This window comes from Psychromonas hadalis ATCC BAA-638 (genome assembly GCF_000420245.1).
Classification (GTDB): domain Bacteria; phylum Pseudomonadota; class Gammaproteobacteria; order Enterobacterales; family Psychromonadaceae; genus Psychromonas; species Psychromonas hadalis.
Map to the genome: position 1 here is coordinate 12,715 of NZ_ATUO01000013.1, position 26,348 is coordinate 39,062.

General features: G+C 41.0%; 37 protein-coding genes. 31 read left to right on the forward strand and 6 right to left on the reverse strand.

The window, feature by feature from the left end; all coding sequences use genetic code 11:
• The 21 genes from rpsC to rplQ all read left to right on the forward strand — a co-directional run bounded on the left by rpsC (nt 1) and on the right by rplQ (nt 10,215).
• Nucleotides 1-687: a 30S ribosomal protein S3 gene (gene rpsC, locus G322_RS0103015; protein ID WP_022940333.1), complete on the forward strand. Its 687-nt coding sequence runs from the start codon at nt 1-3 to the stop codon at nt 685-687.
• Nucleotides 688-699: 12 nt separating this feature from the next.
• Entirely contained in the window at nt 700-1,110 is a 411-nt protein-coding gene (gene rplP, locus G322_RS0103020) for a 50S ribosomal protein L16 (protein WP_022940334.1), read from the forward strand.
• Complete coding sequence (gene rpmC, locus G322_RS0103025) at nt 1,110-1,301, forward strand: 50S ribosomal protein L29 (RefSeq protein ID WP_022940335.1); 192 nt, start codon at nt 1,110-1,112, stop codon at nt 1,299-1,301. Before rplP ends, rpmC begins: the two co-directional genes overlap by 1 nt.
• The gene (rpsQ, locus tag G322_RS0103030) at nt 1,301-1,552 is read left to right on the forward strand and encodes a 30S ribosomal protein S17 (protein ID WP_022940336.1); all 252 of its coding nucleotides are present in this window, start codon (nt 1,301-1,303) and stop codon (nt 1,550-1,552) included. The genes rpmC and rpsQ overlap by 1 nt, the downstream gene beginning before the upstream one ends.
• Before the next feature lie 174 nt (nt 1,553-1,726).
• Entirely contained in the window at nt 1,727-2,095 is a 369-nt protein-coding gene (rplN, locus tag G322_RS0103035; RefSeq protein WP_022940337.1) for a 50S ribosomal protein L14, read from the forward strand.
• 9 nt (nt 2,096-2,104) lie between these two features.
• A complete protein-coding gene (rplX, locus tag G322_RS0103040; protein ID WP_022940338.1) occupies nt 2,105-2,419 on the forward strand; it encodes a 50S ribosomal protein L24 in 315 nt (104 codons plus the stop codon).
• Nucleotides 2,420-2,431: 12 nt separating this feature from the next.
• A complete protein-coding gene (rplE, locus tag G322_RS0103045) occupies nt 2,432-2,971 on the forward strand; it encodes a 50S ribosomal protein L5 (RefSeq protein ID WP_022940339.1) in 540 nt (179 codons plus the stop codon).
• Nucleotides 2,972-2,981: 10 nt separating this feature from the next.
• Nucleotides 2,982-3,287 carry a 30S ribosomal protein S14 gene (gene rpsN / locus G322_RS0103050; RefSeq protein ID WP_022940340.1) on the forward strand — a complete coding sequence of 102 codons (306 nt, stop codon included), beginning with the start codon at nt 2,982-2,984 and terminating at the stop codon, nt 3,285-3,287.
• A gap of 25 nt (nt 3,288-3,312) precedes the next feature.
• Complete coding sequence (rpsH, locus tag G322_RS0103055; RefSeq protein WP_022940341.1) at nt 3,313-3,705, forward strand: 30S ribosomal protein S8; 393 nt, start codon at nt 3,313-3,315, stop codon at nt 3,703-3,705.
• Nucleotides 3,706-3,715: 10 nt separating this feature from the next.
• Nucleotides 3,716-4,249: a 50S ribosomal protein L6 gene (gene rplF / locus G322_RS0103060; RefSeq protein WP_022940342.1), complete on the forward strand. Its 534-nt coding sequence runs from the start codon at nt 3,716-3,718 to the stop codon at nt 4,247-4,249.
• 9 nt (nt 4,250-4,258) lie between these two features.
• The gene (gene rplR / locus G322_RS0103065) at nt 4,259-4,609 is read left to right on the forward strand and encodes a 50S ribosomal protein L18 (RefSeq protein WP_022940343.1); all 351 of its coding nucleotides are present in this window, start codon (nt 4,259-4,261) and stop codon (nt 4,607-4,609) included.
• Between the two features lie 11 nt (nt 4,610-4,620).
• Entirely contained in the window at nt 4,621-5,121 is a 501-nt protein-coding gene (gene rpsE / locus G322_RS0103070) for a 30S ribosomal protein S5 (RefSeq protein WP_022940344.1), read from the forward strand.
• Between the two features lie 6 nt (nt 5,122-5,127).
• The gene (gene rpmD, locus G322_RS0103075) at nt 5,128-5,310 is read left to right on the forward strand and encodes a 50S ribosomal protein L30 (RefSeq protein WP_022940345.1); all 183 of its coding nucleotides are present in this window, start codon (nt 5,128-5,130) and stop codon (nt 5,308-5,310) included.
• Between the two features lie 2 nt (nt 5,311-5,312).
• On the forward strand, nt 5,313-5,747 hold the full coding sequence (gene rplO, locus G322_RS0103080; protein ID WP_022940346.1) for a 50S ribosomal protein L15: 435 nt from the start codon (nt 5,313-5,315) through the stop codon (nt 5,745-5,747).
• Nucleotides 5,748-5,753: 6 nt separating this feature from the next.
• The gene (gene secY, locus G322_RS0103085) at nt 5,754-7,082 is read left to right on the forward strand and encodes a preprotein translocase subunit SecY (RefSeq protein ID WP_022940347.1); all 1,329 of its coding nucleotides are present in this window, start codon (nt 5,754-5,756) and stop codon (nt 7,080-7,082) included.
• A 39-nt stretch (nt 7,083-7,121) separates the two neighbouring features.
• The gene (rpmJ, locus tag G322_RS0103090; protein WP_011770886.1) at nt 7,122-7,235 is read left to right on the forward strand and encodes a 50S ribosomal protein L36; all 114 of its coding nucleotides are present in this window, start codon (nt 7,122-7,124) and stop codon (nt 7,233-7,235) included.
• Nucleotides 7,236-7,364: 129 nt separating this feature from the next.
• Complete coding sequence (gene rpsM / locus G322_RS0103095) at nt 7,365-7,721, forward strand: 30S ribosomal protein S13 (protein ID WP_022940348.1); 357 nt, start codon at nt 7,365-7,367, stop codon at nt 7,719-7,721.
• 15 nt (nt 7,722-7,736) lie between these two features.
• Entirely contained in the window at nt 7,737-8,126 is a 390-nt protein-coding gene (rpsK, locus tag G322_RS0103100; protein ID WP_022940349.1) for a 30S ribosomal protein S11, read from the forward strand.
• A gap of 33 nt (nt 8,127-8,159) precedes the next feature.
• Nucleotides 8,160-8,780 carry a 30S ribosomal protein S4 gene (gene rpsD / locus G322_RS0103105; RefSeq protein WP_022940350.1) on the forward strand — a complete coding sequence of 207 codons (621 nt, stop codon included), beginning with the start codon at nt 8,160-8,162 and terminating at the stop codon, nt 8,778-8,780.
• 25 nt (nt 8,781-8,805) lie between these two features.
• Nucleotides 8,806-9,795: a DNA-directed RNA polymerase subunit alpha gene (locus tag G322_RS0103110; RefSeq protein WP_022940351.1), complete on the forward strand. Its 990-nt coding sequence runs from the start codon at nt 8,806-8,808 to the stop codon at nt 9,793-9,795.
• Between the two features lie 39 nt (nt 9,796-9,834).
• Nucleotides 9,835-10,215: a 50S ribosomal protein L17 gene (gene rplQ, locus G322_RS0103115; RefSeq protein WP_022940352.1), complete on the forward strand. Its 381-nt coding sequence runs from the start codon at nt 9,835-9,837 to the stop codon at nt 10,213-10,215.
• A 180-nt stretch (nt 10,216-10,395) separates the two neighbouring features.
• On the opposite strand, the gene oxyR is transcribed toward rplQ, so the two are convergent.
• Nucleotides 10,396-11,322: a DNA-binding transcriptional regulator OxyR gene (oxyR, locus tag G322_RS0103120; RefSeq protein ID WP_022940353.1), complete on the reverse strand. Its 927-nt coding sequence runs from the start codon at nt 11,320-11,322 to the stop codon at nt 10,396-10,398.
• A gap of 82 nt (nt 11,323-11,404) precedes the next feature.
• On the opposite strand from oxyR, the gene G322_RS0103125 reads away from it, so the two are divergent.
• The 4 genes from G322_RS0103125 (at nt 11,405) to G322_RS0103140 (ending at nt 15,784) form a co-directional block, all read left to right on the forward strand.
• A complete protein-coding gene (locus tag G322_RS0103125; RefSeq protein ID WP_022940354.1) occupies nt 11,405-11,992 on the forward strand; it encodes a superinfection exclusion B family protein in 588 nt (195 codons plus the stop codon).
• A gap of 312 nt (nt 11,993-12,304) precedes the next feature.
• Entirely contained in the window at nt 12,305-12,991 is a 687-nt protein-coding gene (gene trmH, locus G322_RS0103130; protein WP_022940355.1) for a tRNA (guanosine(18)-2'-O)-methyltransferase TrmH, read from the forward strand.
• The gene (locus tag G322_RS0103135) at nt 12,991-14,421 is read left to right on the forward strand and encodes a DUF2868 domain-containing protein (protein ID WP_022940356.1); all 1,431 of its coding nucleotides are present in this window, start codon (nt 12,991-12,993) and stop codon (nt 14,419-14,421) included. The genes trmH and G322_RS0103135 overlap by 1 nt, the downstream gene beginning before the upstream one ends.
• Nucleotides 14,414-15,784 carry a GTPase/DUF3482 domain-containing protein gene (locus G322_RS0103140; protein WP_022940357.1) on the forward strand — a complete coding sequence of 457 codons (1,371 nt, stop codon included), beginning with the start codon at nt 14,414-14,416 and terminating at the stop codon, nt 15,782-15,784. The genes G322_RS0103135 and G322_RS0103140 overlap by 8 nt, the downstream gene beginning before the upstream one ends.
• Nucleotide 15,785: 1 nt before the next feature.
• Here the strand turns inward: G322_RS0103140 and G322_RS0103145 are convergent, their stop codons facing one another.
• The 5 genes from G322_RS0103145 to G322_RS0103170 all read right to left on the reverse strand — a co-directional run bounded on the left by G322_RS0103145 (nt 15,786) and on the right by G322_RS0103170 (nt 17,854).
• Entirely contained in the window at nt 15,786-15,989 is a 204-nt protein-coding gene (locus G322_RS0103145; RefSeq protein ID WP_022940358.1) for a hypothetical protein, read from the reverse strand.
• 23 nt (nt 15,990-16,012) lie between these two features.
• Entirely contained in the window at nt 16,013-16,717 is a 705-nt protein-coding gene (locus G322_RS0103150; protein WP_022940359.1) for an MATE family efflux transporter, read from the reverse strand.
• An 85-nt stretch (nt 16,718-16,802) separates the two neighbouring features.
• Nucleotides 16,803-17,192 carry an MATE family efflux transporter gene (locus G322_RS0103155; RefSeq protein ID WP_084683676.1) on the reverse strand — a complete coding sequence of 130 codons (390 nt, stop codon included), beginning with the start codon at nt 17,190-17,192 and terminating at the stop codon, nt 16,803-16,805.
• Between the two features lie 39 nt (nt 17,193-17,231).
• Nucleotides 17,232-17,504, reverse strand: coding sequence for a GyrI-like domain-containing protein (locus G322_RS0103160; RefSeq protein ID WP_028866380.1), 273 nt, complete (start codon nt 17,502-17,504; stop codon nt 17,232-17,234).
• A gap of 176 nt (nt 17,505-17,680) precedes the next feature.
• Nucleotides 17,681-17,854 carry a hypothetical protein gene (locus tag G322_RS0103170; RefSeq protein ID WP_156873899.1) on the reverse strand — a complete coding sequence of 58 codons (174 nt, stop codon included), beginning with the start codon at nt 17,852-17,854 and terminating at the stop codon, nt 17,681-17,683.
• Nucleotides 17,855-18,589: 735 nt separating this feature from the next.
• On the opposite strand from G322_RS0103170, the gene G322_RS0103175 reads away from it, so the two are divergent.
• From G322_RS0103175 to hcp, 6 genes are all read left to right on the forward strand, one after another.
• Nucleotides 18,590-20,218 (forward strand): ABC transporter substrate-binding protein, encoded by a 1,629-nt coding sequence (locus G322_RS0103175; protein ID WP_022940362.1) that lies wholly within the window; start codon nt 18,590-18,592, stop codon nt 20,216-20,218.
• Between the two features lie 118 nt (nt 20,219-20,336).
• Nucleotides 20,337-21,257: an oligopeptide ABC transporter permease OppB gene (oppB, locus tag G322_RS0103180; protein WP_022940363.1), complete on the forward strand. Its 921-nt coding sequence runs from the start codon at nt 20,337-20,339 to the stop codon at nt 21,255-21,257.
• A 12-nt stretch (nt 21,258-21,269) separates the two neighbouring features.
• Nucleotides 21,270-22,172, forward strand: coding sequence for an oligopeptide ABC transporter permease OppC (oppC, locus tag G322_RS0103185; RefSeq protein WP_022940364.1), 903 nt, complete (start codon nt 21,270-21,272; stop codon nt 22,170-22,172).
• A 17-nt stretch (nt 22,173-22,189) separates the two neighbouring features.
• On the forward strand, nt 22,190-23,161 hold the full coding sequence (oppD, locus tag G322_RS0103190) for an ABC transporter ATP-binding protein (RefSeq protein WP_022940365.1): 972 nt from the start codon (nt 22,190-22,192) through the stop codon (nt 23,159-23,161).
• Nucleotides 23,158-24,162: a murein tripeptide/oligopeptide ABC transporter ATP binding protein OppF gene (gene oppF / locus G322_RS0103195; protein WP_281166495.1), complete on the forward strand. Its 1,005-nt coding sequence runs from the start codon at nt 23,158-23,160 to the stop codon at nt 24,160-24,162. Before oppD ends, oppF begins: the two co-directional genes overlap by 4 nt.
• A gap of 435 nt (nt 24,163-24,597) precedes the next feature.
• Complete coding sequence (gene hcp / locus G322_RS0103200) at nt 24,598-26,259, forward strand: hydroxylamine reductase (protein WP_022940367.1); 1,662 nt, start codon at nt 24,598-24,600, stop codon at nt 26,257-26,259.
• Nucleotides 26,260-26,348: the final 89 nt, after the last annotated feature.

The following is a 26,348-nucleotide window of genomic DNA, read 5'->3' on the forward strand; positions in this document are numbered from 1 at the left end:
ATGGGACAGAAAGTTCATCCTAACGGTATTCGCCTAGGTATCACTAAAGCATTTAGCTCTACTTGGTATGCAGGCACAAAAGATTTTGCAGATAACTTATTTAGTGATCACGAAATCCGTAAATTTTTAACAGAGAAATTGAAAAATGCTTCTTTGTCTAAAATTACCATTGAACGTCCAGCGAAAAGTGTACGTGTGACTATTCACACAGCACGTCCTGGTGTTGTAATTGGTAAAAAAGGCGAAGATGTTGAAAAGCTACGCACCGCTATTGCTAAAATGGCCGGTGTTCCAGCTCAAATCAATATTTCTGAAGTTCGTAAACCTGAACTTGACGCAAAACTAGTAGCCGATTCTATCGCTTCTCAGTTAGAACGTCGTGTAATGTTCCGTCGTGCTATGAAGCGTGCGGTACAAAATGCTATGCGTCTTGGCGCTCTAGGCATTAAAGTTCAAGTGAGTGGACGTTTAGGTGGAGCAGAAATCGCTCGTTATGAATGGTATCGTGAAGGTCGTGTACCTCTACATACTCTTCGTGCGGATATCGATTACTCAACATCTGAAGCGTTAACTGTTTACGGTATCATCGGCGTTAAAGTTTGGATATTTAAAGGTGAAGTTCTAGGTGGTTTACCACTAGCTGTAGAACCACAACCTTCTAAACCAAAACGCAAAGGTCGCAAGTAGGAGTAATATCTAATGATGCAACCCAAACGTATGAAGTTCCGCAAAATGTTCAAGGGCCGCAACCGTGGTCTTTCGAAAGGCGCGGAAGTAAGCTTTGGTGAATTCGGACTGAAAGCTGTCGGTCGTGGTCGAATTACTGCTCGTCAAATCGAAGCAGCACGTCGTGCAATGACTCGTCATGTGAAACGTCAAGGCAAAATCTGGATCCGAGTATTTCCTGATAAACCGATTACCGGCAAACCGTTAGAAGTTCGTCAAGGTAAAGGTAAAGGTAATGTTGAGTACTACGTTGCTCAAACTCAGCCAGGCAAAGTTCTTTATGAAATGGAAGGTGTTCCTGAAGCATTAGCTCGCGAAGCGTTTGCTTTAGCAGCCGCTAAACTTCCTATAGCAACAACTTTTGTAACTCGTAAGGTGATGTAATGAAAGCTAACGAACTTAAAGATAAAAGTGTTGAAGCGCTAAATGTTGAACTTCTAGACTTATTACGTGAGCAATTTAACTTACGTATACAGTTAAGCACTGGTCAGTTAGAAAAGCCGCACTCAGTTAAACAAGTGCGTCGTGACATTGCCCGTGTTAAAACTGTACTAACTCAGAAGGCAGGTGCGTAATGAGCGAAAAAAATACTCGTACTCTTCAAGGTAAAGTAATCAGTGCAAAGATGGATAAATCTATCGTTGTAGCTATCGAACGTAAAGTGAAGCACCCGTTATACGGTAAATTCATGAAGCGTACGACTAAGCTACATGCACATGATGAAACAAACCAATGTAATGAAGGTGATGTTGTGCTAATTAGCGAATGTCGTCCTATATCTAAGAATAAATCTTGGACATTGGCATCAATCGTAATTAAAGCTTAATTTAATTTTATTAAATTTTAGCCTAGTTACATATGTATAAACGGCGCTCCTTTAAAGAGTGCCGTTTTTTTAAACTATCTTTCTCTAAAAGTTGGTGGTATATTACCGCACCCATAAAGATATGGGTAAGCAACTCGAGAGAGTTTAGTTAATTAAAAATAGCGGAGCACTGTAATGATCCAGATGCAAAGTGTGCTTGACGTAGCCGATAATTCCGGCGCTCGACGCGTAATGTGTATTAAGGTCCTTGGTGGCTCGCATCGCCGTTATGCAGCAATCGGTGACCTCATCAAAGTTTCTGTAAAAGAAGCTATTCCTCGCGGAAAAGTGAAGAAAGGTGATGTTCACACAGCTGTGGTTGTGCGTACCAGAAAAGGTGTACGTCGTCCCGATGGTTCTGTAATTCGTTTTGACCGCAACGCTGCGGTTATGTTGAATGCAAATAACCAGCCAATCGGTACACGTATCTTTGGCCCTGTAACTCGTGAACTTCGTAATGATAATTTCATGAAGATTGTTTCACTGGCGCCAGAAGTACTGTAAGGAATCGAAATGGCAGCAAAATTAAAGCGTAACGATGAAGTAATTGTTATTGCCGGTAAAGATAAAGGTAAAACTGGTAAAATTTCTACAGTTTTAGCGAACGGTAAAATAATTATTGAAGGTGTAAATACTGTTAAGAAACACCAAAAGCCAAACCCGCAAGCGGGCGTAACTGGTGGTATTATTGAACAGGAAGCACCACTCGAAGTATCAAATGTTGCGATCCTTAACTCGGAAACGGGTAAAGCAGATCGTGTTGGATTTAGACTAGAAGACGGCAAAAAAGTACGTTTCTTCAAATCTAATAATGAACTTGTGAAGTAACTGGAGTTTACGATGGCGAAACTGCATAATTTCTATAAAGACAACGTAGTGTCTGATTTGCAAAAGCAATTCGGCTATACGTCTGTTATGCAAGTCCCTCGAATAGAGAAAATCACCCTTAACATGGGTGTTGGTGAAGCACTGGCTGATAAAAAAGTCCTTGAGCACGCAGCGTCAGATATGGCTGCAATCTCAGGTCAAAAGCCAATGATCACCAAAGCACGCCGCTCAGTGGCAGGCTTCAAAATTCGTGAAGGCTACCCTATTGGTTGTAAAGTAACATTGCGTGGAGCACGCATGTGGGATTTCTTTGAGCGTTTGGTAACAATCGCTATCCCTCGTGTACGTGACTTCCGTGGCCTGAATGCGAAATCATTCGACGGTCGTGGTAACTACTCTATGGGTGTTCGTGAGCAGATCATTTTCCCTGAAATTGATTACGATAAAGTTGATAAGATTCGTGGTTTAGACATCACAATCACTACATCAGCTAAGACTGACGAAGAAGGACGTGCTTTATTAGCGGCGTTTAACTTCCCATTCCGTAAGTAAGGTGTAAATAATGGCTAAACAATCAATGAAAGCGCGTGAAGTAAAACGTACGAAGCTTGTTGCTAAGTTCGCGGAAAAACGCGCATCTTTAAAAGCAATCATTAGTGGTGTTAATTCTAGCGATGAAGATCGTTGGGATGCAGTACTACAGCTTCAAACGCTACCTCGTGATTCAAGCCCTGCACGTCAACGTAATCGTTGTCGCGTGACGGGACGTCCACATGGTTTTCTTCGTAAATTTGGCATGAGCCGTATTAAGGTTCGTGAGCATATGATGCGCGGAGAAATCCCTGGCCTTAAGAAAGCCAGCTGGTAATCAATCAATCACGGAGTAAATAGTTATGAGCATGCAAGATCCTATTTCGGATATGCTTACGCGTATTCGTAACGGTCAAGCAGCAAGCAAAGTATCTGTAAAGATGCCTTCTTCTAAGCAAAAAGTTGCAATTGCAGCTGTGCTTAAAGCAGAAGGTTATGTTTCAGAATACGTTGTTTCTGGTGACACAAAGCCTGAATTAGAAGTTACGTTAAAGTACTTCGAAGGCAAAAAAGTTATCGATACCATTAAACGAGTTTCTCGTCCTGGCTTACGTATCTATAAAGGTGCGTCTAACTTACCAAAAGTTATGGCTGGTTTAGGTATCGCAATCGTTTCAACTTCTCACGGTGTTATGACTGATCGTGCTGCGCGTAAAGCGAGCATCGGCGGTGAAATCATCTGTTACGTATCTTAAGGAGTAATCTATGTCTCGTATAGCTAAGGCACCGATTACTACTCCTGCTGGCGTAGAAGTTAAAGTAAACGGTCAAGAGGTTACTGTTAAAGGTAACAAAGGCGAATTAGTTCGTACTCTTAATGATGCAGTTGTTGTTGAACTGAATGAAGGTGTGGTTACATTCGCACCTGCTGAAGGTTTCAAAGACGGTTGGGCACAAGCAGGTACTGCGCGTGCTAACGTTAACAACATGATTCAAGGTGTAACTGAAGGCTTCAAGAAGACACTTCTTCTTCAAGGTGTTGGTTACCGTACTCAAGTTAAAGGTCAAGATGTAAACCTAACATTAGGTTTCTCTCATCCTGTTGTTTATACATTACCTAAAGGTATTACTGCGACGGCGCCTAGCCAAACAGAAATTATCATTGAAGGTTGTGACAAACAACAAGTTGGCCAAGTAGCTGCTGAGATTCGTGCATTTCGTCCACCAGAGCCTTATAAAGGCAAAGGTGTTCGTTACGCTGATGAAAACGTGCGTCGTAAAGAAGCGAAGAAAAAGTAAGGTAAGAACATGGATAAGAAATCATCTCGTCTTCGTCGTGCAACTCGCACACGTAAGAAGTTACAAGAGCTTGGTGCTACTCGTCTAGTGATCAACCGTACACCTCGCCATATTTACGCGCAGGTAATTACAGCTGACGCATTAGTCGTAGTAAGTGCTTCTACTTTAGAGAAAGAAGTACGCGCTCAAGTGAGCAACGGTGGCAACAAAGAAGCAGCTCAACTAATTGGAAAATTAGTTGCAGAACGCGCAGTTGAAAAAGGAATTACTAAAATTTCTTTCGACCGTAGCGGTTTCCGGTACCACGGTCGTGTAGCAGCATTAGCTGAAGCAGCTCGTGAAGCTGGTCTTCAGTTCTAAGGGTAAAGATTATGTCTAAAGTAGAATCTCAAACCGGTGATCTGAATGAAAAGCTAATCGCAGTGAACCGAGTTTCAAAAGTAGTTAAAGGTGGTCGTATCTTTAGCTTCACAGCACTAACAGTAGTTGGTGATGGTAGTGGTCGTGTTGGTTTTGGTTACGGTAAAGCACGTGAAGTTCCTGCGGCTATTCAAAAAGCTATGGAAAAAGCACGTCGCAATATCAGCGAAATCAAACTTAAAGGTAACACTCTGCAACATCCGATCAAGGGTCGTCACTCTGGATCTAAGGTGTACATGCAACCAGCATCGGAAGGTACTGGTATCATCGCAGGTGGTGCAATGCGTGCCGTATTAGAAGTGGTTGGCGTACAAAATGTACTTGCTAAAGCTTACGGCTCAACTAACCCAATTAACGTAGTTCGCGCTACGCTTGATGCACTTGAGAACATGAACTCTCCTGAGCAGATAGCAGCTAAGCGTGGCCTAAGTGTTAATGAATTACTGGGGTAATTAAGCATGGCTACTAAAACAATTAAAGTAACCCAAACCAAAAGTGCAATTGGCCGTTTACCAAAACACCGTGCAACGATCAAAGGTCTAGGCCTGCGTCGCATCGGTCACACAGTCGAGTTGGAAGATACTCCCTGTGTACGTGGTATGGTTAATAAAGTTTTCTATATGGTTAAGGTTGAGGGGTAATTATGAAATTAAATACTCTATCTCCAGCAGCAGGTTCGAAGCATGCTGCTAAACGTGTTGGTCGTGGTATCGGCTCTGGAACAGGCAAAACTTGTGGTCGCGGCCATAAAGGTTTGAAATCTCGTTCAGGCGGTAAAGTACGTCCAGGTTTTGAAGGCGGTCAAATGCCTTTAAAACAACGTTTACCAAAATTCGGTTTTACATCTCGTAAATCTCTTGTTAGCGGTGAAGTTCGTTTGAACGAAATTGCTAAAGTTGATGGCGAAGTTGTAACACTTGAAACGTTGAAACAGGCAGGTCTACTTGTAAACACAATTAAGTTTGCAAAAGTAGTTCTTTCTGGTGAAATCTCTCGTTCAGTAACAGTTAAGGGTCTTCGTGTAACGAAGGGTGCTCGTGCTGCTATTGAAGCTGCGGGCGGAAAAATCGAGGAATAATAGGTAATGGCTAAGAAACCAGGATTAGACCCTAAAGCAGGTCAGGGCAGTAATTTAAGTGAGCTTAAAACACGACTTTTGTTTGTTTTGGGCGCTATTTTAGTGTTCCGTATGGGCTCTTTTGTTCCGATTCCTGGTATTGACGCCGCTGTCCTAGCTGACCTCTTTAACCAGCAGAAGGGTACCATCATAGAGATGTTTAACATGTTCTCTGGTGGTGCGCTTGAACGTGCATCTATATTTGCACTGGGTATTATGCCGTATATTTCGGCCTCTATTATTATCCAGTTGATGACTGTTGTTCATCCTCCTTTAGCTGAGCTAAAGAAAGAGGGTGAGTCAGGTCGTCGTAAAATAAATCAATATACACGTTACGGTACTTTGGTTTTAGGTACGTTCCAAGCAATTGGTATTGCGACCGGTTTGCCAACGATGATGCCAGGTCTGGTTGAAAATCCAGGCATGGCATTTTATATCACGGCAGTTGTGAGTCTAGTAACAGGAACAATGTTCCTTATGTGGCTAGGTGAGCAAATTACTGAACGCGGTATCGGTAATGGTATCTCTATCATTATCTTTGTCGGTATTATTGCTGGATTGCCAAGTGCAATCGGGCAAACAGCTGAGCAAGCACGCCAAGGTGAAATTCATCTTCTTGTGTTATTAGCATTAACTGTTATCGTTTTTGCAACTACTGCGTTTGTAGTCTTTGTAGAGCGTGGTCAACGACGTATCGTTGTTAACTACGCAAAACGTCAACAGGGCCGTAAGGTTTTTGCTGCGCAAAGCACCCACTTGCCATTGAAATTAAATATGGCGGGTGTTATCCCTGCAATTTTTGCCTCGAGTGTTATCCTATTTCCTGGTACAATCGCTGCTTGGTTTGGTCAGACTGAAGGTTTAGGTTGGTTATCCGATGTTTCTTTGGCGTTACAGCCAGGGCAACCGTTGCATATGATGTTATATGCAGCTGCTATTATCTTCTTTTGCTTCTTTTATACAGCACTCACGTTTAATCCACGTGAAACAGCTGATAATTTGAAGAAAAGCGGTGCCTTTATTCCAGGTATACGTCCCGGAGAACAAACATCACGTTACATTGATAAAGTGATGACACGCCTAACATTAGCTGGCGCGTTATATATCACCTTTATCTGTTTGATTCCCGAGTTTATGATGGTTGCAATGAATACGCAGTTCTACTTTGGTGGTACTTCGCTATTAATTATCGTTGTTGTTATCATGGACTTTATGGCACAGGTACAGACTCATTTGATGTCTAATCAATATGATTCTGTCTTGAAAAAAGCTAACTTAAAGGATTATGGCAAATAGCCTAATCTAGAAAAGTTATACTAACTACGGAGTGTTGCAATGAAAGTTCGTGCATCCGTTAAAAAAATCTGTCGTAACTGCAAAGTTATCAAGCGCCACGGTGTGGTGCGTGTTATCTGTGTAGAGCCAAAGCATAAACAACGCCAAGGCTAATCCAGATTTTGGATCAAACGGTTAGGTAGAGTTCTATCTAACCGTTATTTTGTTTGATAAATCGTCATTTGTAGAGTATCCTACCGGGCTTTTCGCAAATGAATTTTAATTAATATTAAGGAGTGCATAGTGGCCCGTATCGCTGGCATTAACGTTCCTGATCATAAGCATATCGTAATTGCATTAACTGCAGTTTTTGGTATTGGTAAAACTAGCGCACAAAAAATCTGTGCTGCAACTGGTTTTGCTGAATCAACGAAGCTTAGCGATCTGGAAGAATCACAAATCGAAGCTCTTCGTAAAGAAGTAGCTAATTTCACCGTTGAAGGTGATCTACGTCGTGAAGTATCTATGAACATCAAACGTCTTATGGATGTTGGTTGTTATCGTGGACTTCGTCATCGTCGCAACTTGCCTGTCCGTGGACAGCGTTCTAAAACGAATGCTCGTACACGTAAAGGTCCGCGTAAAGCAATTCGTAAATAAAAAGGGTAAGAGATTATGGCTAAGACTCCAACTCGTGCTCGCAAGCGCGTAAAAAAACAAGTTGCTGATGGTATGGCTCATATCCATGCGTCTTTCAACAACACAATCGTCACTATTACAGACCGTCAAGGTAATGCTCTTTCTTGGGCAACTGCCGGTGGTTCTGGTTTCCGTGGTTCTCGTAAATCTACTCCGTTCGCTGCACAGGTTGCTGCTGAACGTGCTGCTGAAGCAGCGAAAGAGTATGGTCTTAAAAACATAGAAGTTTTTGTAAATGGACCAGGACCTGGTCGTGAATCTTCGATTCGCGCACTAAACGCGGCGGGTTTCCGTGTAACTAATATTACTGACGTTACACCAATCCCTCATAATGGTTGTCGTCCACCAAAGAAACGTCGCGTTTAATCGCAACGTTTTTAGGTAATTGGAGAAAGAACAATGGCAAGATATTTAGGTCCTAAGCTTAAGCTTAGCCGTCGTGAAGGCACAGATTTATTCCTTAAATCTGGTGTTCGTGCGATTGAATCTAAGTGTAAGATTGACAATGCACCTGGTGTGCATGGTGCACGTAAACCACGTCTATCTGACTACGGTTTACAATTACGTGAAAAGCAAAAAGTGCGTCGTATGTACGGTGTACTTGAAAAGCAATTCCGTAACTACTATAAAGAAGCAGCTCGTTTACAGGGCAACACTGGCGAAAACTTACTTCAACTTCTTGAAGGTCGTTTAGACAATGTTGTTTACCGTATGGGTTTTGGTGCTACTCGCGCTGAATCTCGCCAATTAGTTAGCCACAAAGCGCTAATGGTGAACGGTGTTGTTGTAAACATTCCATCTTTCAATGTGAAAGCTGGTGATGTGATCGCTATTCGTGAAAAAGCTAAAAAGCAAGCACGTATCGGCGCTGCACTAGAGATTGCTGGTCAACGTGAAACCCTTGGTTGGGTGAGTGTTGATACAACGAAGATGGAAGGCGCATTTGTACGTCAACCTGAACGTTCAGATTTATCTGCTGAGATTAACGAACAGTTAATCATCGAACTTTACTCTAAGTAAAGTTAACTGCTAAGAGAGGACACAAATGCAGGGTTCTGTAATTGATTTTCTAAAACCAAGATTAGTTGATATCGAACAAGTCAGCGCAACGAGAGCAAAAGTGACTTTAGAGCCACTTGAGCGTGGTTTCGGCCACACACTAGGTAACGCACTTCGTCGTATCTTATTATCGTCTATGCCTGGCACAGCGGTAACGGAAGTCGAAATTGATGGTGTACAACATGAGTACAGCACCAAAGAAGGCGTACAAGAGGATATCCTTGAGATTCTTCTTAACCTGAAAGGTCTGGCTGTTAAGCTTGAAGGTAAAAACGAAGTCCTAGTTAGTTTAACTAAATCTGGCGCTGGTCCTGTTACTGCAGGTGACATCATCCATGATGGTGATGTTGAGATAGTCAACCCAGAACATGTGATCTGTAATTTAACGGGCAACAATGCTGAAATTAGCATGCGCATTAAAATTGAATCAGGTCGCGGTTATGTTCCAGCTTCATCACGTATTCATACTGAAGAAGATGAGCGTCCAATTGGTCGTCTATTAGTAGACGCGACTTTCAGTCCTGTTGAGCGTATCGCTTACAGTGTTGAATCAGCTCGTGTTGAACAGCGCACCGATTTAGACAAGCTTGTCATTGATATGGAAACGGATGGTACGCTTGATCCGGAAGAAGCAATTCGTCGCGCAGCTACAATTTTAGCTGAGCAATTAGACGCATTTGTTGATTTACGTGAAGCAAGTACACCGGTAGTTGAAGACGACAAACCTGAGTTTGATCCAATTCTCTTGCGCCCAGTAGATGATTTAGAGTTAACTGTTCGTTCTGCTAACTGTTTGAAAGCAGAAACGATTCACTATATCGGTGATCTGGTACAACGCACAGAAGTTGAACTTCTTAAAACGCCTAATTTAGGCAAGAAGTCACTAACTGAAATCAAAGATGTTCTTGCATCACGTGGACTTTCTCTAGGCATGCGTCTAGAAAACTGGCCACCTGCAAGCCTAATCGAAGATTAATAGACCAATCATCGACTAACGAATAATAAGGATTAAGTCATGCGTCATCGTCACAGTGGACGTCAACTTAACCGAAACAGTAGCCATCGTCAGGCTATGTTTCGCAATATGGCAAGTTCAATTGTTGAACATGAAGTAATTAAGACTACTTTACCTAAAGCAAAAGAACTTCGTCGTGTAGTTGAACCTTTAATTACATTAGCTAAAACGGATAGCGTCGCTAACCGTCGTTTAGCTTTTGCTCGCACCCGTGATGCAGCGGTTGTAGCTAAACTATTTAATGAATTAGGACCTCGCTATGCGAACCGTCCTGGTGGTTACACACGTATCATTAAATGTGGTTTCCGTACTGGTGATAAAGCTCCTATGGCTTACATCGAGTTCGTTGACCGTCCAGTCGTTGCTGACGAAGAAGATTAGTCTTCTTTCTAAGTAACATTAAAAAAGCCGAACTTATGTTCGGCTTTTTTGTGTCTATAAATAAAGTCGGGTCAGATCAAACTTTATTGTCTGCCAAGTCATTTTTCATCGAATCACTCATTAGCCCTTTGTTTATGGGGTCATAGAATGAAAAATTGAAGTTATTATAAAAGATGAAATTTAACTTTGATCTGACCCGACTTTAATATATTGCTTGAGGCGACGGTTAACCGTGGTTGTAATAAGTGTTGAGAGTTGTTCAAAACAGATCTTACGCACACTCTTTTTTCTACAAACTAGTCCGATCGTTCTACTCGGAATCGGCTCTTTGAACGGAATATATTTAATCCCTGCTTGATGACGGCTGGTTGGAATGGCTAATTGTGGCAGTAGTGTTAAACCATTGTCAGCGCTGATCATATGGCGTAACGTTTCTAAACTGGTTGCTTTAAAACTATTGTCTTCGATTGCCCCCGCTGCAAAACAGAATCCCATTGCTTGATCACGCAGGCAGTGTCCGTCAGCAAGCATTAATAGGTGTTCACCTGAGAGCTTATTAATATCAATATCGCTTTTATTCGCCCACGGATGTGACTCTGAGAGCGCTAGTTCTAGTGGTTCATCGTAGAGAGAATACTGCTGTAAAGATTCCATACTAGGCAGTAGTGCTAGCATAAGACAATCTAATTCACCCTCTTCAAGCTGTTTTATAAGTACATCCGTTTGGTTTTCATGTAGATAGAGCTCTAAATCTGGAAAATGTTGTTTCATCGTCGGAATGATCAGGGGCAGAAGGTAGGGAGCCACGGTGGGTATCAAACCAATATGCAACGTACCTTGCATCGGTTCAGTATGGCTTTTTGCTATCTCTTTTAAGGATTTTGCCTCCAGTAAAATTATTTTTGCTTTGGCAACAATATCTAGCCCTGCTTGTGTGAATATCACCTTACGTGATGAACGCTCCATCAATTGAACATTTAGCTCATCTTCAAGTTTACGTATTTGCCCACTTAATGTTGGTTGGCTGACAAAGCATTTTTCAGCTGCTTTGCGAAAATGTTTTAACTCTTCAAGGGCGATTAAATATTCTAAATCTCTAAAATTCATTTTATTTTCCTTATGAAATTACTTTGGCATAGCTTTTGCTTTATACACCCTGTAACAACATTTTTTTGGCAAGGAGCTTATTATGATGCAATTAATTCAACGTGTAAAAGATCAGCAAGGTCTTACACTGACAATCGCTTGGATGTGCCTTGCATGTGCGACTTTACTGGTTGTGCCTGTTTCCATTATGCAGATGTCGGGGGCTGCCGAGTGGTCACATATATATACACCTTATGTTTGGATTTTGGCACTATTAACAGGATCTTTTCTTATTACACAATGGGTTAATTGGTTATTTGGCTACTTTAAAGCTGAGTTTTGTAAGCGTAAAGCAATAGCGAGTCGTAATATGATGATCCGTCGTTTAGATTTTGAAGAAAAAGCAGTATTACGTGAATTTATCATCCAGCGTAAAAATGTACTCGCATTACCGATGCGTGAACTAGCCGTTAGTAATCTATTAGAAGCGGGGGTTTTATTACCTGCTTTTGAAACACAAGAGATTAAAGGCAGTGCCCGTATTATCAAACTTTCAATTGCGGTTGATGCACGTGAGCAACTGACCCACAAAGTACTCGGGTTGCCTGTCGGAAAATTGACGAAAGAAGAGGCAGAACTACTCAAAGCCGCACGACCTGACTATGCACGCAGTAATTATATTGCTTTGTAGTTCAGACTATTGCTAGTTATTAATAATTAGTCATATTAATAATAATGGTGGAACGTAAAAAAGGGTTTGCAGAGCCAACCCATTCTTATGTCCATAAAATTATTATAAATTTAGTGGAATGACTTATTCAAACAGAGCAAGTCGTTGCTTTGTACCTATCTTACCTTCGCTCTGTTCGTTCTTTCTGCACTTTATTACCATATACTGAGTCCAGCATCGTTAAATAGGGACTGCCCAATAGTATTTTCGGTTTTTTCTCTCTACTGTTATAATACTGAATAATTGTTTGTTCCTATTACTCAGAGAAATTTTATGTCCCCTGAACGTTTTACTCGTATTACAACCATGCTAAATCATCGTCAACCAGAACTAACCGTATTACTTGAAGACGTGCATAAGTCACATAATCTTGCCGCGATTGTGCGTACTGCGGATGCAGTGGGGGTCAGTGATGTACATGCAACCCGTTCAACAAAAACAACACGGGTTTGTGGCATGACGGCGACGGGCAGTCAAAATTGGATAAATGTACATACTCACGACAATATTGCGGATGCGGTTGCTATTTTACGTCAGCAAGGGATGCAGATCATTGCTACCAACCTTTCCGATAGCGCGATTGATTTTAGAGAAGTAGATTACACCAAGCCCACTGCTATTTTGATGGGGCAAGAGAAAACGGGGATCAGTGCTGAAGCACTTGCGCTTGCTGATCAAGATGTCATCATTCCAATGGTGGGTATGTGTCAATCTCTCAATGTTTCCGTTGCTTCTGCACTTATTTTGTATGAAGCACAACGCCAACGGGAAGCTGCTGGTATGTATGGTCAGTGTCGCTTATCAAAGGATGAACAACATAAAATTCTCTTTGAAGGAGGTCATCCTATTTTTACTAAATTATGCAAACAGAAGAACCTCCCTTATCCTCCACTTGATGAAGAGGGACAAATTGATGCGTCTAATGAGTGGTGGCAAGCTGTTCGTGGCACTAAAAAGTAGTGACTTTATTTGAGTCTCGTTTATTAGCGGAGGGGCTACGTGCAATTGAGGGCGAGTCACCCACTCTGTCTACTTGCATTACTGAGAACAACGGATCAGGTTTTGAGACGTTATTACTTGATCGCGCTAAGCTACACGATAAAAAATTACAAATTAGTATACGTTTCACGCATTTTAAAAAAATAACTAAAAACCTCTATACCTTACTGGCATTACTCTTATTTATGCTCGGTACATTAGGGGTCAAAACGATATTGTTTAGTGAGCAATCCACCGAAATAAACTTCTTTTGGGCATTTTCTCTATTTTTTGTTCCTAATGTTTTTATGTTGTTGGTTTGGTTGTTTGTTTTTTTTAAAGAAAATCTTGTCCAAAATAGTAGTTTAGCTCGATTTAGCTTGGCTATTATTAAACAGTTTGAACATCGATTTAATTCAGGATTAACAGAGCAGAAAAATTATGGGTTACTCTTTCATTGCTATTTTGACCTGCATTTCTCTAAACCCCTTGGGCGTTATCAACTTTCAAAATTAACCCACCTGTTATGGCTTAGCTATTTTATCGGGGCGACTTTGATGTCTGTTGTAATGCTTGCTACGCATCAAGTCGATTTTATTTGGCAGACCAGCATATTATCCAGTGACTCTTTTCAAACGTTAACACAATTACTCGCTTACCTCCCACAGAAACTCGGATTTCCTGTACCCTCTATGCTGCAGATACAGCAAAGCCATTTAGGTGTTGAAAGCATTATGGATGCTGAAAATAGGCGCTTAGCTTGGTCAAGCCTGTTGATTAGCAGCTTATTTTTATATGGTTTATTACCACGTTTATTGCTGTTTTTGTTGTTGTCGAAACAACTGAAGCGGAAAATGCAACGATATCGACTTGATCTTAGCTCACTCTATTACGTACAACTACGACAATTATTAAAACCCAACAAAACAACCTTAGGTATCATTGATGCTGATGCGACAAGTGAGGGAATTAAAAAAGAGAGCCACTTGCCTGATCCCGCACATAAAGTGACCGCTTTACCTGAAAACTATTATCCGATTGCCATTGAACTCTCAAGTAGACAGTTCAGTCTCGCAGAAAAACATCTACAACAATATAATATAGATGCCGGTCTCTCTCTGATTAATGTCTGTGATTATCAAAGGCAGCAACAGTTATTGGCAGGTCTAAAAAATAGTCAAAGTAGAACCGTCTGTCTGTATGTGTCATTAGAACGCTTACCTGATCGTGGTTTAAAGCGTTTTATTAGCCAGTTAACCTCATTACCTAATAAACAGTTTCAATTACTGTTACTGATTGAAAAACAACAGAGTAAACAGCGTGATAGTGATTGGTATCAGTTAGCCAGTGAGGTCGGCATTAAGTTAGATAATATCTTACACATTGAAGTGAAGGAGTCTAAAAATGAATGATCTGTCCGTTGCCGTGGTTGGTCATGCTAACGCAGGTAAAACCTCCTTAATGCGCACGTTACTGCGTGACAGCGAGTTTGGTGAGGTTGCTGATCAAGCAGGTACAACCCGTCATGTTGAAGGTGGGGCATTACTGATTGACGAAAGTAAACGTTTAGCACTGTTTGATACACCGGGTTTAGAAGACTCCATTGCATTATTACATATATTGCGTAGCTACTTTAGTGATCAAAATGTTGATGGTATCGAGCGCTTACAATACTTTTTAGCACATCTAAGTGATTACCCTGAGTTGCAACAGGAAGCGAAAGTATTACGCGCTTTGTTGAATAATGATCTTATATTTTATGTCATTGACCTGCGTGAGCCTGTTTTGGGTAAATATCACGATGAGTTAAAAATTCTCAGTTATGCCACCAAACCTGTTATCCCTGTACTTAATTTTACCCAGCAAGGGCAAGACAACATTCAGCTTTGGAAAGAGCAGTTAGCGCGTCTTAATTTCCACGCTTATGTAAGTTTTGATAACGTGCATTTTAAATTTTCTGATGAACTAAAAATTTATCAAAAGATGCAAACGTTATTAACCGATAAAGAAGATTTTTTAGCAGAATTAATCACACTACGCCAACAACAATGGACAGAAACGTTTAACAGTGCCAAGCAGTTAGTCGCAAACCTTTTTATCGAAGCCGCCTCTGTGCGTTATCAGGCAGACGATAATGAAGCGTCAATCAGTGCGCAAATACAGTTATTACAAAGTTCGGTACGCCAAGCAGAAGCGCATTGTGTTAAACAGCTTTTACAGTTATATCAATTTCGCCAAGCTGATCTGCAAAATAGTGAGTTACCTGTACAGCAGGGAGCATGGGAACTGGATCTCTTTTCTGCTGATAACTTGCAAGCGTTTGGTATTAAACTCGGTGGTCATATTGCCAAAGGGGCTGGGGTTGGTATTGCCATTGATCTTGCTGTTGGGGGAATTACGCTTGGTGTCGCCGCATTAAGTGGTGGCGTAGTGGGTGCATTGTGGAGCGTCAAACAGCGTTATTACAATGAGATACAAGCTAAAATAAAAGGCAAACGCTATCTTTGTGTTGATGATGCTACGCTTCAAGTTTTATGGTTAAGGCAATTAACGCTATTAACGACATTACAACAACGTGGTCACGCAAGCTTAGATAAAATAGCCCTTAAAAATGCCATTGAGATAAGTGCAGATAACCTGCCCAACAAATGGAATAGCTACCTGCGTAAATGTCGTGCTTATCCACAATGGTCAGCGCTGAATCTGCAGCAGAGAGGAGTGGCTGGTCCTAACAAACGAGATCAGCTTTTAGAACAACTCATGAGTGAAATATAAGTTACCTTGGTTCTGTGAGCAGATTATATTTCAAATAATAACCTGTAAAGAGCAGTGCTAATGTTACCCCGATTACATCGGTTATTGGAAATGCCCACCAGATCCCTTCAACACCTAACCATTTGGGTAGTATTAAAATCAGTGGCACTAATAACAGATAGGTGCGTGTAGACTCTAGCAACATGGCGGGCAGGGCTTTGCCCATCGCTTAGAAAATAGTGCTACACATCATGCCGCTGCCACGGTGATAAATCCGATAAAGATGATGGACGAGATATTACTGGCTGCGTTAATTAACAGCATTTCATCGCTGAACAGTTGTAATAACCACTGTGGTTTGAAGATCAATAACAGTGAGACTAACGAAGTCCACATAGTGCCGATTAACATAGCGGTAAACAGTGATTGCTTAACACGTTTAAGTTGCCCTGCGCCAAAGTTAAAAGCCGCTAAGGTTTGTAATGCGATGGTCATGCCTAACAAGGGTAAAAACAGCAACATAAAGCTACGAATGATTAACCCGTGTGCGCTAATCAGTAAACTGGCATCTTCTCCTGCATATTGGTTGATGCTAAAAATGATCAGTGCAATGGTAATCGCAAAACCACTGTGCGACAGAAAGATAGGAAACCCTAAACTGACCACCTGTTTATGAATGTTGACATCAAAATGGCATTGCTCACGTAATAGCTGTAAGCGATCTGATCCATCCATTTGTAAACGTACTGCAAGGCTAAATGAACACACCATGGCTAATACCGTTGCCCATGCTGCACCAGCAACTCCCAATTTAAAAACGAAAATAAACAGCGCATCAAGGCAAACATTTAATAGCGATCCTAATAGCATCACTTTCATCATATCTTGTGCTTTTCCTGCTGCGCGAAAGCTTTCAGTGAGTGTGCCAGATGCAAAACTAATGGTTGAGATCAATAGAATAGGGATAAGGTAGGCTTCAGCATCAATTAACAGTGCTTGTGGTAATGCTAATAATTGATAAATCTTAAAGCGTAATAGATTAGATCAGTAGGCTGACACTAAAACCGATGACAGTGGCAAACAATAAGCTACAACTGAAAACGTGGTCTGCTCCCTGTTTATCACCTGCATCTAATCGCTGTGAAATAATGGCTGCCATACCACTGCCAAGCATGGCGCTAATGCTGATGATGATCATATTGATTGGAAATACCGCAGATACCGATGCCATGGCATTAATACCCACGCCTCGGGTAATAAAAATAGCATCCACAAAGCTGTACAATCCATTGATCATTAGAGCAATAATAATGGGTAGAGCGAGTTTAATAAACTGCTCTGGAATAGCGCCACTTAACAGGGGGTTGATATTCTGTATTTGTTTCGTTGAGCTGCCTATTTCTAGGGTTAATTCGGCACTGTTCATCATAGATTCCTTTATTTTAAAAAAACAGAGCAGTGAGTTAAGTTAATGTACTTTAATCAATATGTCTAAGTGAAAAATATCATTGTTATAATCAACCTTGATATAACGTTCAATAACATACTGATAGGTAACAATTAATTGAGTATTGGTTAAATAATCACTTAATATCCACAAGTATAGTTGTTGAATTTCACTCACTTTTCCACAATATTCAATGAGTAAATAACGCCTAGCAGGTTGTGTTCTTACGCACATTCCCGATTTTTTTACCCCGTTAATATCATCAATCACATAAGCTGATTCGTAACGGCACATTTGCTTGGGGTAAGCCAAGCATTATCAAAACAAAAACCTGCACTTTTTCCTGACTCAAGCGGGATATTTTTTATCGCTAACCACTCTCGTATCAATAATTCCACTTGTCTCATAACCTTGGGTGCTGGCAATGGTGCAATAGTGAGTTTCGGTGAGCGTGACCACTTCAATACGTTTTATTTTTGACGTAATCTCTTTGCTCTGCTGCTCTGAGAGGGTGCCATTGTAAAGAAGCGCAGGGCAGATCTCTTTTCCGTATTTGCTACTTCGGCAATGGTTAACGAGGCGGTGATATTCTCTAATACATAATTAATAGTATGGTGTACGCGTTGTTGATCCCTAAGTTGCATCGACTCTCTTCTTGTGAGGTTTTCCTTTCTTTTTATCTTAACAACTAAGTAGAGAGACTGGTTAACGGTTTTTATACCATATGGCAGTAACACTTTATTTATACCTGTAACGTTGGCAACGTCTACTATCAATTGACGACTGATGCGCTAATAACAAAAAAGGATGACGAACTTGAATGCCTTAAAAACGGATACGGTCGTGTCTCACCTTGGTATCCAAAGTCGTATGAGGGAATATCTCTGTAGTGGTGATACTTCTTTCATCTATATCCACAAAAATTGTGGAATAAGCTCTGATTCAACTTTTTGAAACGTACTGCTGATTTTGTTGTTCGATAGTGGGCAAGATTGTAAATACTGTCCTTCAGTAAAGATCATTTTCCACAACTTTGCCCGTTTTATGCGGATGGAAAAGGCTTAACTAAAGAGCAGTGGAGGCGGTATTATGATCAACGTGCAGTAAAAGTAATTATGCATGTATATTCACTATTTATAGGTAACTATTCATTTTTTTGTTTTTTTAATTACCTCTTTTTTTTAAAAAAGTAGCTTTAAAATTAATGCTTGTAGCTTTTTTTGCTTAAATATTCCTCTTTATTGTTACTTTTAATTTTACAATTGTTAAGTCATATCACTTATTACCTAATTAATTGATTCATAATTGGACCTGTATTGTCTCAACTGTTAATTTTATATCGCGTTATAACTGGATAAAACTATAAAAAGGAGATATTTATGCATTTTAAGAGATCACTACTGAGCACTGCTTTATTAACAACAGCACTAATGGGCGCAAGTTTTGTGGCACAGGCTGCCGTCGTGCCAGAGGGCGTTATATTAGCAGCAAAGCAGGAGTTGGTTCGTGGTAATGGTACAGAGGTCGCTTCACTTGACCCACATAAAACAGAGGGCGTGCCAGAATCGCATGTTATCCGTGATCTGCTAGAGGGATTAGTAAATCAAGATGCTAACGGCAAAACCATTCCTGGCATGGCTGAGTCTTGGGAAACAACAGATAACAAAACGTTTATATTCCATCTGCGTAAAGATGCAAAATGGTCCAATGGTGACCCAGTTACCGCACATGACTTTGTTTATAGTTTTCAACGTGCTGTTGATCCAAGTACCGCATCACCTTACTCGTGGTACTACGAAATGACTACTATGGTGAACGCTTCTGAGATTATTGCGGGCAAAAAAGACAAGTCTACGTTAGGCGTAAAAGCGCTTGATGATTTTACCTTTGAGGTAAAGCTACAGAATGCGTTACCTTACTTTGTGATGATGATGGGTCACACTACGGTAAAACCTGTACATAAAGCAACCGTTGAAAAGTTTGGTGATAAGTGGACTAAGCCAGAGAACTTTGTGGGTAATGGTGCGTTTGTAGTGAGCAAATGGGTGGTTAATGAACGTATTGAATTAACACCGAATAAACACTATTGGGATAATAAAAACACGGTATTAACCAAAGTGACTTTCCTACCGATAGAGAACCAAGTAGCTGAGATGAACCGTTTTCTTTCTGGTGAATTACATATGACTAATGAGTTGCCCAATGAGCATTTTAGACGTTTAAAGAAAAAATATCCTGAGTCGGTGGCGATTAAAGGTAACCTATGCACCTACTATTACAGCTTTAATACTAAAAAACCGCCTTTTGATGATGTGCGTGTACGTAAAGCGGTCTCTTATGCGATTGACCGTAATATTATCGCTAACGCTATTTTAGGCCAAGGGCAAAAACCCGCTTACTTCTTAACACCAGAGATCGTTGCTAATTTTAGCCCTGAACTGCCTGCCTACGGTAAGTTGTCGCAAAAAGAGCGTAATGCTCAAGCAAAACAGTTATTAGAGGAGGCGGGGTATAACCAAGCCAATCCCCTTAAATTTACCCTGTTATACAATACCAGTGAAAACCATAAAAAATTAGCGGTGGCGATTGGTTCAATGTGGAAGAAAAACTTAGGTGTTGAGGTAGTGCTTGAAAACCAAGAGTGGAAAACTTACCTCGATACTAAAAAACAGGGTGATTTTGAAGCTGCACGTGCAGGTTGGTGTGGTGATTATAATGAAGCCTCTACTTTTACTTCACTAATGGAAGGCAAAAATACCACGGGTGGTATCCATTACCAAAGTGCAGCTTACGATAAGCTAATTAAAGATGCAATTGAAACAACGGATGAGGCTAAGCGCCAGCAGTTGTATTACGCACAAGAGGCGTTACTTGCAGAAGATATGCCACTTGCACCTATCTATCAGTATGTGAAAGCACGGCTACTTAGCCCTGCTGTGGGTGGTTATGCGGCAAATAATGCAGAAGATAAACTCTACTCAAAAGATATGTATATCATTGCGCAGTAGTTTTGTAATTGCTCAGGCTTAGCTCTGAGCCGTTATCTCTTGCTTGCTGATACAGGAAGAAACGCCTGTATCAGCAAACGTTATTTACCACTTTTACAAATCACACACTGAGTTAAACATGTTTAAATTTATTTTTAAACGGATATTAGAAGCGATTCCAACCATGCTGATTCTAATTACCGTTTCCTTCTTTTTAATGCGTTTTGCACCGGGTAACCCCTTCTCTAGCGAACGTACTCTCCCCCCGCAAGTGATGGAAAACATCAATGCTAAATATGGGTTAGATAAACCTGTTTTTGTGCAATACACCACCTATTTGGGTAACGTACTGCAAGGCGATTTGGGTCCCTCTTTTAAATACAAAGATTTTACCGTTAATGAACTGGTTGCAGATGCACTGCCTGTTTCTGCAAAAATTGGTGTTGTGGCATTTGTATTTTCGCTGATATTTGGTGTCTCTGTTGGCACGTTGGCTGCGTTACGGCAAAATAGTTGGTTAGATTATGCTGTGATGTCCACCGCAATGCTCGGTATTGTGATGCCCTCATTTGTACTCGCCCCAGTGCTTATTTATATCTTCTCCATTGGACTCGGTTGGTTTCCTGCGGGTGGCTGGATGGATGGCTCTTGGCATTATATGGTGTTGCCCGTGCTGGCTATGGCGATGATGTATGTCGCTACGTTTGCGCGTATTACCCGTGGTAGCATGATAGAAGTATTAAACAGTAATTTTATCCGTACTGCGCGTGCTAAAGGGTTGAGTTACCGTTATATCGTTTTGAAACATGCACTTAAACCTGCAATGTTACCTGTTGTCTCTTATATGGGTCCCGCATTTGTGGGTATCATCACCGGCTCAGTGGTCATTGAAACTATTTTTGGTCTGCCGGGCATTGGCAAGTTATTTGTTAATGCAGCCTTTAACCGTGATTATTCGCTGGTAATGGGGGTGACTATTTTAATCGGCTTCCTGTTCATTCTATTCAACGCCATTGTTGATATTCTGCTGGCTTATGTTGATCCCAAAATTCGCTATTAAAGGACTGCTCCTATGATAACTAAAAAAGAAAATGTAGACGCGCTGGAGAAGTTTTCAGAGAACCTTGAAATAGAGGGGCGTAGTTTATGGCAAGATGCCGCTATCCGTTTCAAACGTAATAAAGCGGCCATGGTGAGTCTGGTCATTTTAGCTTTGATCATTCTCTCGGTGATTTTTGCGCCGATGTTAAGTCAGTATGCGTTTGATGATACTGATTGGTACGCAATGCATGTTGCTCCCTCATCGGAGCATCTGTTTGGCACCGATAGCTTAGGGCGTGATCTATTTGTGCGAACCTTGATTGGTGGTCGAATCTCACTGATGGTCGGTGTATTAGGTGCATTCGTTGCTGTGGTGATTGGTACTGTTTATGGCGCGACATCAGGGTTTATTGGTGGCCGTACTGACCGTATTATGATGCGTATATTGGAGATCCTTTACTCTATTCCCTTTATGTTCTTAGTGATTGTTTTGGTGACTTTTTTCGGCCGAAATATCTACCTTATTTTTGTCGCAATTGGCGCAATCGCTTGGCTGGACATGGCACGTATTGTACGTGGACAAACTTTAAGTTTACGTAATAAAGAGTTTATCGAAGCTGCGCATGTTTCGGGGGTTAGTCAGTGGAACATCATTCGTCGTCATATCATCCCAAATGTATTAGGTATTGTGGCGGTTTATTCCACCCTATTAGTACCAAGTATGATTTTGACCGAGTCTTTCCTGAGTTTCTTAGGTTTAGGTGTGCAAGAGCCGATGACTAGTTGGGGGGCATTATTACAAGAGGGCGCACAAACAATGGAATTAGCAATTTGGCAACTCATTTTTCCCGCCACTTTTATGGTACTAACACTATTTTGCTTTAACTATATTGGTGATGGTCTGCGTGATGCGCTAGATCCTAAAGACAGATAAGGCACAAGGAACAGATCATGAATTTATTAGATGTTAAAGATTTACGTGTCGAATTTAGTACACAAGATGGTACCGTCACCGCAGTAAACGACCTGACATTTTCGTTAAACCCGGGTGAAACCTTAGGCATTGTTGGCGAGTCAGGCTCCGGTAAATCACAAACTGTGTTTGCGATTATGGGAATATTAGCTAAAAACGGCACGACCACGGGCAGTGCAAAATTTGAAGGTAACGAGATATTAAACCTGCCTGAAAAAGCGCTTAACAAGGTACGCGCAGAGCAGATAGCGATGATTTTCCAAGATCCAATGACCTCACTTAACCCTTATATGAAGGTCAGTGAGCAGTTAATGGAGGTGCTTATTGTGCATAAAGGCATGAGTCGCAAGCAAGCGTTTGAAGAGTCTGTGGCCATGCTTGAAGCCGTTAAAATTCCAGATGCACGTGCACGTATTACTATGTATCCGCATGAGTTTTCCGGTGGTATGCGTCAACGTGTGATGATAGCGATGGCATTGTTATGCTCACCTAAACTACTGATTGCCGATGAACCCACGACCGCACTGGATGTAACCGTGCAAGCGCAAATAATGGATCTATTAAACGAATTAAAAGATAAATTCAATACCGCCATTATTATGATCACCCATGATTTAGGCGTGGTTGCAGGCTCGTGTGACAAAGTATTAGTGATGTATGCAGGACGTACCATGGAATATGGCACAGTTGATGAAATATTTTATCAACCGAGTCACCCTTACACTGAAGGGTTATTAAAAGCGATTCCGCGTCTAGATACGGTGTGTGAGGTACTGCCGACCATTCCAGGCAATCCACCTAACCTATTATGTTTACCACCTGGCTGTCCCTATCAAGATCGTTGTCATCGTGTTTTAGAGCGTTGTGCAACAGATACACCACCACTCGAGATGTTTGCAGATGGCAGACAACGCGCGTGTTTCTCAGATTGGGAGCGTTGGACAAAATGAGTACAGATATGAACAATCAAAAAGAGCTATTACTTGAGGTTAAAAACCTAAAAGTGCATTTTGATATCCCCTCTAAATCACTTTGGCCGTGGGCAAAACCAAGTCGACTTAAAGCGGTTGATGGCATCGATATTCAGCTTTATCAGGGTGAAACATTAGGGGTAGTAGGTGAATCGGGTTGTGGTAAATCCACCTTTGCGCGTGCAATTATCGGTTTAGTGGAAGCGACCGAAGGACAAGTTATATGGTTAGGGGATGATCTCACCCAACTTTCAAAATCAGCCCGCCGTGAAACACGTAAAGATATGCAGATGATTTTTCAAGATCCATTAGCCTCACTCAACCCACGTATGAGCGTCGGTGATATTATCGCAGAGCCACTTAAAACCTTTTATCCTGAACTGTCCAAAGATGAAGTGAAAGCACAGGTAAAAGAGATGATGGACAAGGTAGGTTTGTTGCCGAATATGATCAACCGTTATCCGCATGAATTTTCAGGTGGTCAGTGTCAGCGTATTGGTATTGCCCGTGCGCTGATTTTAAAACCCAAAATGATTATTTGTGATGAACCCGTTTCAGCATTAGATGTGTCGATTCAAGCGCAAGTGGTTAACCTACTTAAAGAGTTACAAAACGAACTGGGTTTAAGTTTGGTCTTTATTGCCCATGATCTCTCCGTGGTAAAACATATCTCGGATCGTGTTTTAGTGATGTATCTGGGTAATGAAGTGGAGATGGGGGAAACCGCCTCACTGTTTAGCGATCCCAAACATCCCTATACTCGTGCTTTGATGTCAGCCGTGCCGATCCCTGATCCGCATTTAGAGCGTGCCAAGAAGATAGAGATGTTAGAGGGGGAGTTACCTTCACCCATTAATCCACCATCAGGTTGTGTTTTCAGAACCCGTTGCCCGCTTGCAGATGCAGATTGTGCCCAAACGAAACCTAAGCGACAGGGAAACCACGTACATGCAGTTTCCTGTTTAAAAGTGCAGGTTTAAGGCTCTGTTTATCGATTTATGCTGTTGCTGTAAGCAGCAGTATAAATCTGTTTATCAATACCTTTGCCCATTTTGATTTGAACCAAAAATAGCACTTTTAGTCCTATATAAATCAACCACTTGCATTGATTAAATTCTAAAAAATGAGATGTTTTTCATTTTGGCGAAGGTATTGGTTTATCTTTGGTTATTTAAACTAGAAAGCCAAAATAACCACGTTAATTATAATGTTACATTGTGATTTAGCGCCTCAAACAATAGTGATTATCACTACATGTATAAATATATCCTCTTTAAAGCACAACCCAACAAAAGCTAATCTAGATCAATAGTTGACTGTTTTAGTGTGGTATTTTCCTGCCTGAAATTTTGATTTAACATTCCATTAACCTTGTTTGCTACAAGGTTTCTAGACTATAAATAAGGAAAATTATTATGTTTTGTATTCAATGTGAGCAAACAATCCGCACGCCAGTTTCAGATGGCTGTTCTTATTCTCAAGGTATGTGTGGTAAAACAGAAGAGGTTTCAGACCTGCAAGATCTGCTTGTTTATGCGTTGCAAGGCACCTCTTTTTATGCTGAAAAAGCACGTGAATTTGGCATTGTTGATGCTGAGATTGATGCGTTTGTACCGAAAGCTTTCTTTGCTACATTAACCAATGTGAACTTTGAAGCTGCTCGTATCGAGGGTTACGCTTACCAAGCACAAACTTACCGTGAACAGCTAAAAGAAAAATATGAAGCAGCCTGTTTAGTCGCGGGTAAAAAACCAGTTTCCGATACAAAAGTGACGGCTTTTATTTTAGCGAATAGCCGTGAAGCGTTACTTGAGCAAGCTATCAATGTGGCTGTTAACCGTGGTAAAGATCTTGTTTCTGAAGATATCATGGGCTTACGTTTACTTTGCTTATATGGCCTTAAAGGTGCTGCTGCTTACATGGAACATGCTCATATTCTTGATCAAAATAATGAAGAGATTAATGCTGAATTCCATAAGATTTTTGCATGGCTTGCAACAGACTCTGATGATCTTGGACAACTACTTGAAACAAGCATGGCCATTGGCATCATGAACTATAAAGTGATGGAGATGTTAGATCATGGTGAAACCACTAAATATGGCCATCCAGTCCCAACGACGGTTAATGTAAAACCGGTAGCGGGTAAAGCAATTTTGGTTTCAGGTCATGATTTGTGTGATTTAGAGTTAATTCTAGAGCAAACAGAAGGTACGGGTATTAATGTTTACACTAATGGCGAGATGCTACCTGCTCATGGTTATCCGGGCCTGAAGAAATACACTCACCTTGTTGCTAACTATGGTACTGCGTGGCAGAACCAACAGAAAGAGTTTGCTGCTTTTCCTGGGCCAATTGTGATGACATCAAACTGTATTATTGATCCGAATGTAGGGGATTATGGCGATCGGATTTTCACCCGTAGCATTGTTGGTTGGCCGGGTGTTAAGCATATCGAAGATGATGATTTTAGCGCGGTGATTGAATCTGCTCTTGCGCAAGATGGTTTTAAATATTCTGAAATTCCACATGATATTACTGTTGGATTTGGTCGTAATGCATTAATGGATGCGGCTCCTGCGGTTATTGAGCAGGTACGAGCGGGTAATATTAAACACATCTTCTTGATCGGTGGTTGTGATGGAGAGAAAACAGAACGCAGTTATTATACTGACTTGGCTAAAGCAGTACCTGAAGATTGTTTAATTTTAACATTGGCTTGCGGTAAGTTTAAATTTAACAAATTAAACTTTGGTGAGATTAATGGTATTCCACGTCTCTTAGATGTGGGCCAATGTAATGACTCTTATGCTGCCATTCAACTTGCTCTTGAGCTGGCTAAAGAGTTTGACTGTGGTGTGAACGATTTACCGTTGAGTTTGGTGATCAGTTGGTTTGAGCAAAAAGCGATTGTGGTCTTATTAACATTATTAGCATTGGGCATTAAAGATATCCGTGTTGGACCGAGTAAACCTGCTTTCTTGACGGATAACCTTCTTGATATATTAAATGAAAAATTTGCCCTAAAACTGATCACTGATGTTGAATCTGATCTAAAAGCAATGTTAGCAAAGTAATCGTTACAAAATAACTTGCTCTAAATTATTTCCAAAAAACCTTAACGACTGGTTATTTTGAAAACAAAAGATTAAGTAATTTTGAAGCC

Coding starts and splice junctions, on each gene's coding strand:
- rpsC (WP_022940333.1), top strand. CDS start 1: ATGGGACAGAAAGTTCATCCTAACGGTATTCGCCTAGGTATCACTAAA.
- rplP (WP_022940334.1), top strand. CDS start 700: ATGATGCAACCCAAACGTATGAAGTTCCGCAAAATGTTCAAGGGCCGC.
- rpmC (WP_022940335.1), top strand. CDS start 1,110: ATGAAAGCTAACGAACTTAAAGATAAAAGTGTTGAAGCGCTAAATGTT.
- rpsQ (WP_022940336.1), top strand. CDS start 1,301: ATGAGCGAAAAAAATACTCGTACTCTTCAAGGTAAAGTAATCAGTGCA.
- rplN (WP_022940337.1), top strand. CDS start 1,727: ATGATCCAGATGCAAAGTGTGCTTGACGTAGCCGATAATTCCGGCGCT.
- rplX (WP_022940338.1), top strand. CDS start 2,105: ATGGCAGCAAAATTAAAGCGTAACGATGAAGTAATTGTTATTGCCGGT.
- rplE (WP_022940339.1), top strand. CDS start 2,432: ATGGCGAAACTGCATAATTTCTATAAAGACAACGTAGTGTCTGATTTG.
- rpsN (WP_022940340.1), top strand. CDS start 2,982: ATGGCTAAACAATCAATGAAAGCGCGTGAAGTAAAACGTACGAAGCTT.
- rpsH (WP_022940341.1), top strand. CDS start 3,313: ATGAGCATGCAAGATCCTATTTCGGATATGCTTACGCGTATTCGTAAC.
- rplF (WP_022940342.1), top strand. CDS start 3,716: ATGTCTCGTATAGCTAAGGCACCGATTACTACTCCTGCTGGCGTAGAA.
- rplR (WP_022940343.1), top strand. CDS start 4,259: ATGGATAAGAAATCATCTCGTCTTCGTCGTGCAACTCGCACACGTAAG.
- rpsE (WP_022940344.1), top strand. CDS start 4,621: ATGTCTAAAGTAGAATCTCAAACCGGTGATCTGAATGAAAAGCTAATC.
- rpmD (WP_022940345.1), top strand. CDS start 5,128: ATGGCTACTAAAACAATTAAAGTAACCCAAACCAAAAGTGCAATTGGC.
- rplO (WP_022940346.1), top strand. CDS start 5,313: ATGAAATTAAATACTCTATCTCCAGCAGCAGGTTCGAAGCATGCTGCT.
- secY (WP_022940347.1), top strand. CDS start 5,754: ATGGCTAAGAAACCAGGATTAGACCCTAAAGCAGGTCAGGGCAGTAAT.
- rpmJ (WP_011770886.1), top strand. CDS start 7,122: ATGAAAGTTCGTGCATCCGTTAAAAAAATCTGTCGTAACTGCAAAGTT.
- rpsK (WP_022940349.1), top strand. CDS start 7,737: ATGGCTAAGACTCCAACTCGTGCTCGCAAGCGCGTAAAAAAACAAGTT.
- rpsD (WP_022940350.1), top strand. CDS start 8,160: ATGGCAAGATATTTAGGTCCTAAGCTTAAGCTTAGCCGTCGTGAAGGC.
- G322_RS0103110 (WP_022940351.1), top strand. CDS start 8,806: ATGCAGGGTTCTGTAATTGATTTTCTAAAACCAAGATTAGTTGATATC.
- rplQ (WP_022940352.1), top strand. CDS start 9,835: ATGCGTCATCGTCACAGTGGACGTCAACTTAACCGAAACAGTAGCCAT.
- oxyR (WP_022940353.1), bottom strand. CDS start 11,322: ATGAATTTTAGAGATTTAGAATATTTAATCGCCCTTGAAGAGTTAAAA.
- G322_RS0103125 (WP_022940354.1), top strand. CDS start 11,405: ATGATGCAATTAATTCAACGTGTAAAAGATCAGCAAGGTCTTACACTG.
- trmH (WP_022940355.1), top strand. CDS start 12,305: ATGTCCCCTGAACGTTTTACTCGTATTACAACCATGCTAAATCATCGT.
- G322_RS0103140 (WP_022940357.1), top strand. CDS start 14,414: ATGAATGATCTGTCCGTTGCCGTGGTTGGTCATGCTAACGCAGGTAAA.
- G322_RS0103145 (WP_022940358.1), bottom strand. CDS start 15,989: ATGGGCAAAGCCCTGCCCGCCATGTTGCTAGAGTCTACACGCACCTAT.
- G322_RS0103155 (WP_084683676.1), bottom strand. CDS start 17,192: ATGATGAACAGTGCCGAATTAACCCTAGAAATAGGCAGCTCAACGAAA.
- G322_RS0103160 (WP_028866380.1), bottom strand. CDS start 17,504: ATGTGCCGTTACGAATCAGCTTATGTGATTGATGATATTAACGGGGTA.
- G322_RS0103170 (WP_156873899.1), bottom strand. CDS start 17,854: ATGCAACTTAGGGATCAACAACGCGTACACCATACTATTAATTATGTA.
- G322_RS0103175 (WP_022940362.1), top strand. CDS start 18,590: ATGCATTTTAAGAGATCACTACTGAGCACTGCTTTATTAACAACAGCA.
- oppB (WP_022940363.1), top strand. CDS start 20,337: ATGTTTAAATTTATTTTTAAACGGATATTAGAAGCGATTCCAACCATG.
- oppC (WP_022940364.1), top strand. CDS start 21,270: ATGATAACTAAAAAAGAAAATGTAGACGCGCTGGAGAAGTTTTCAGAG.
- oppD (WP_022940365.1), top strand. CDS start 22,190: ATGAATTTATTAGATGTTAAAGATTTACGTGTCGAATTTAGTACACAA.
- oppF (WP_281166495.1), top strand. CDS start 23,158: ATGAGTACAGATATGAACAATCAAAAAGAGCTATTACTTGAGGTTAAA.
- hcp (WP_022940367.1), top strand. CDS start 24,598: ATGTTTTGTATTCAATGTGAGCAAACAATCCGCACGCCAGTTTCAGAT.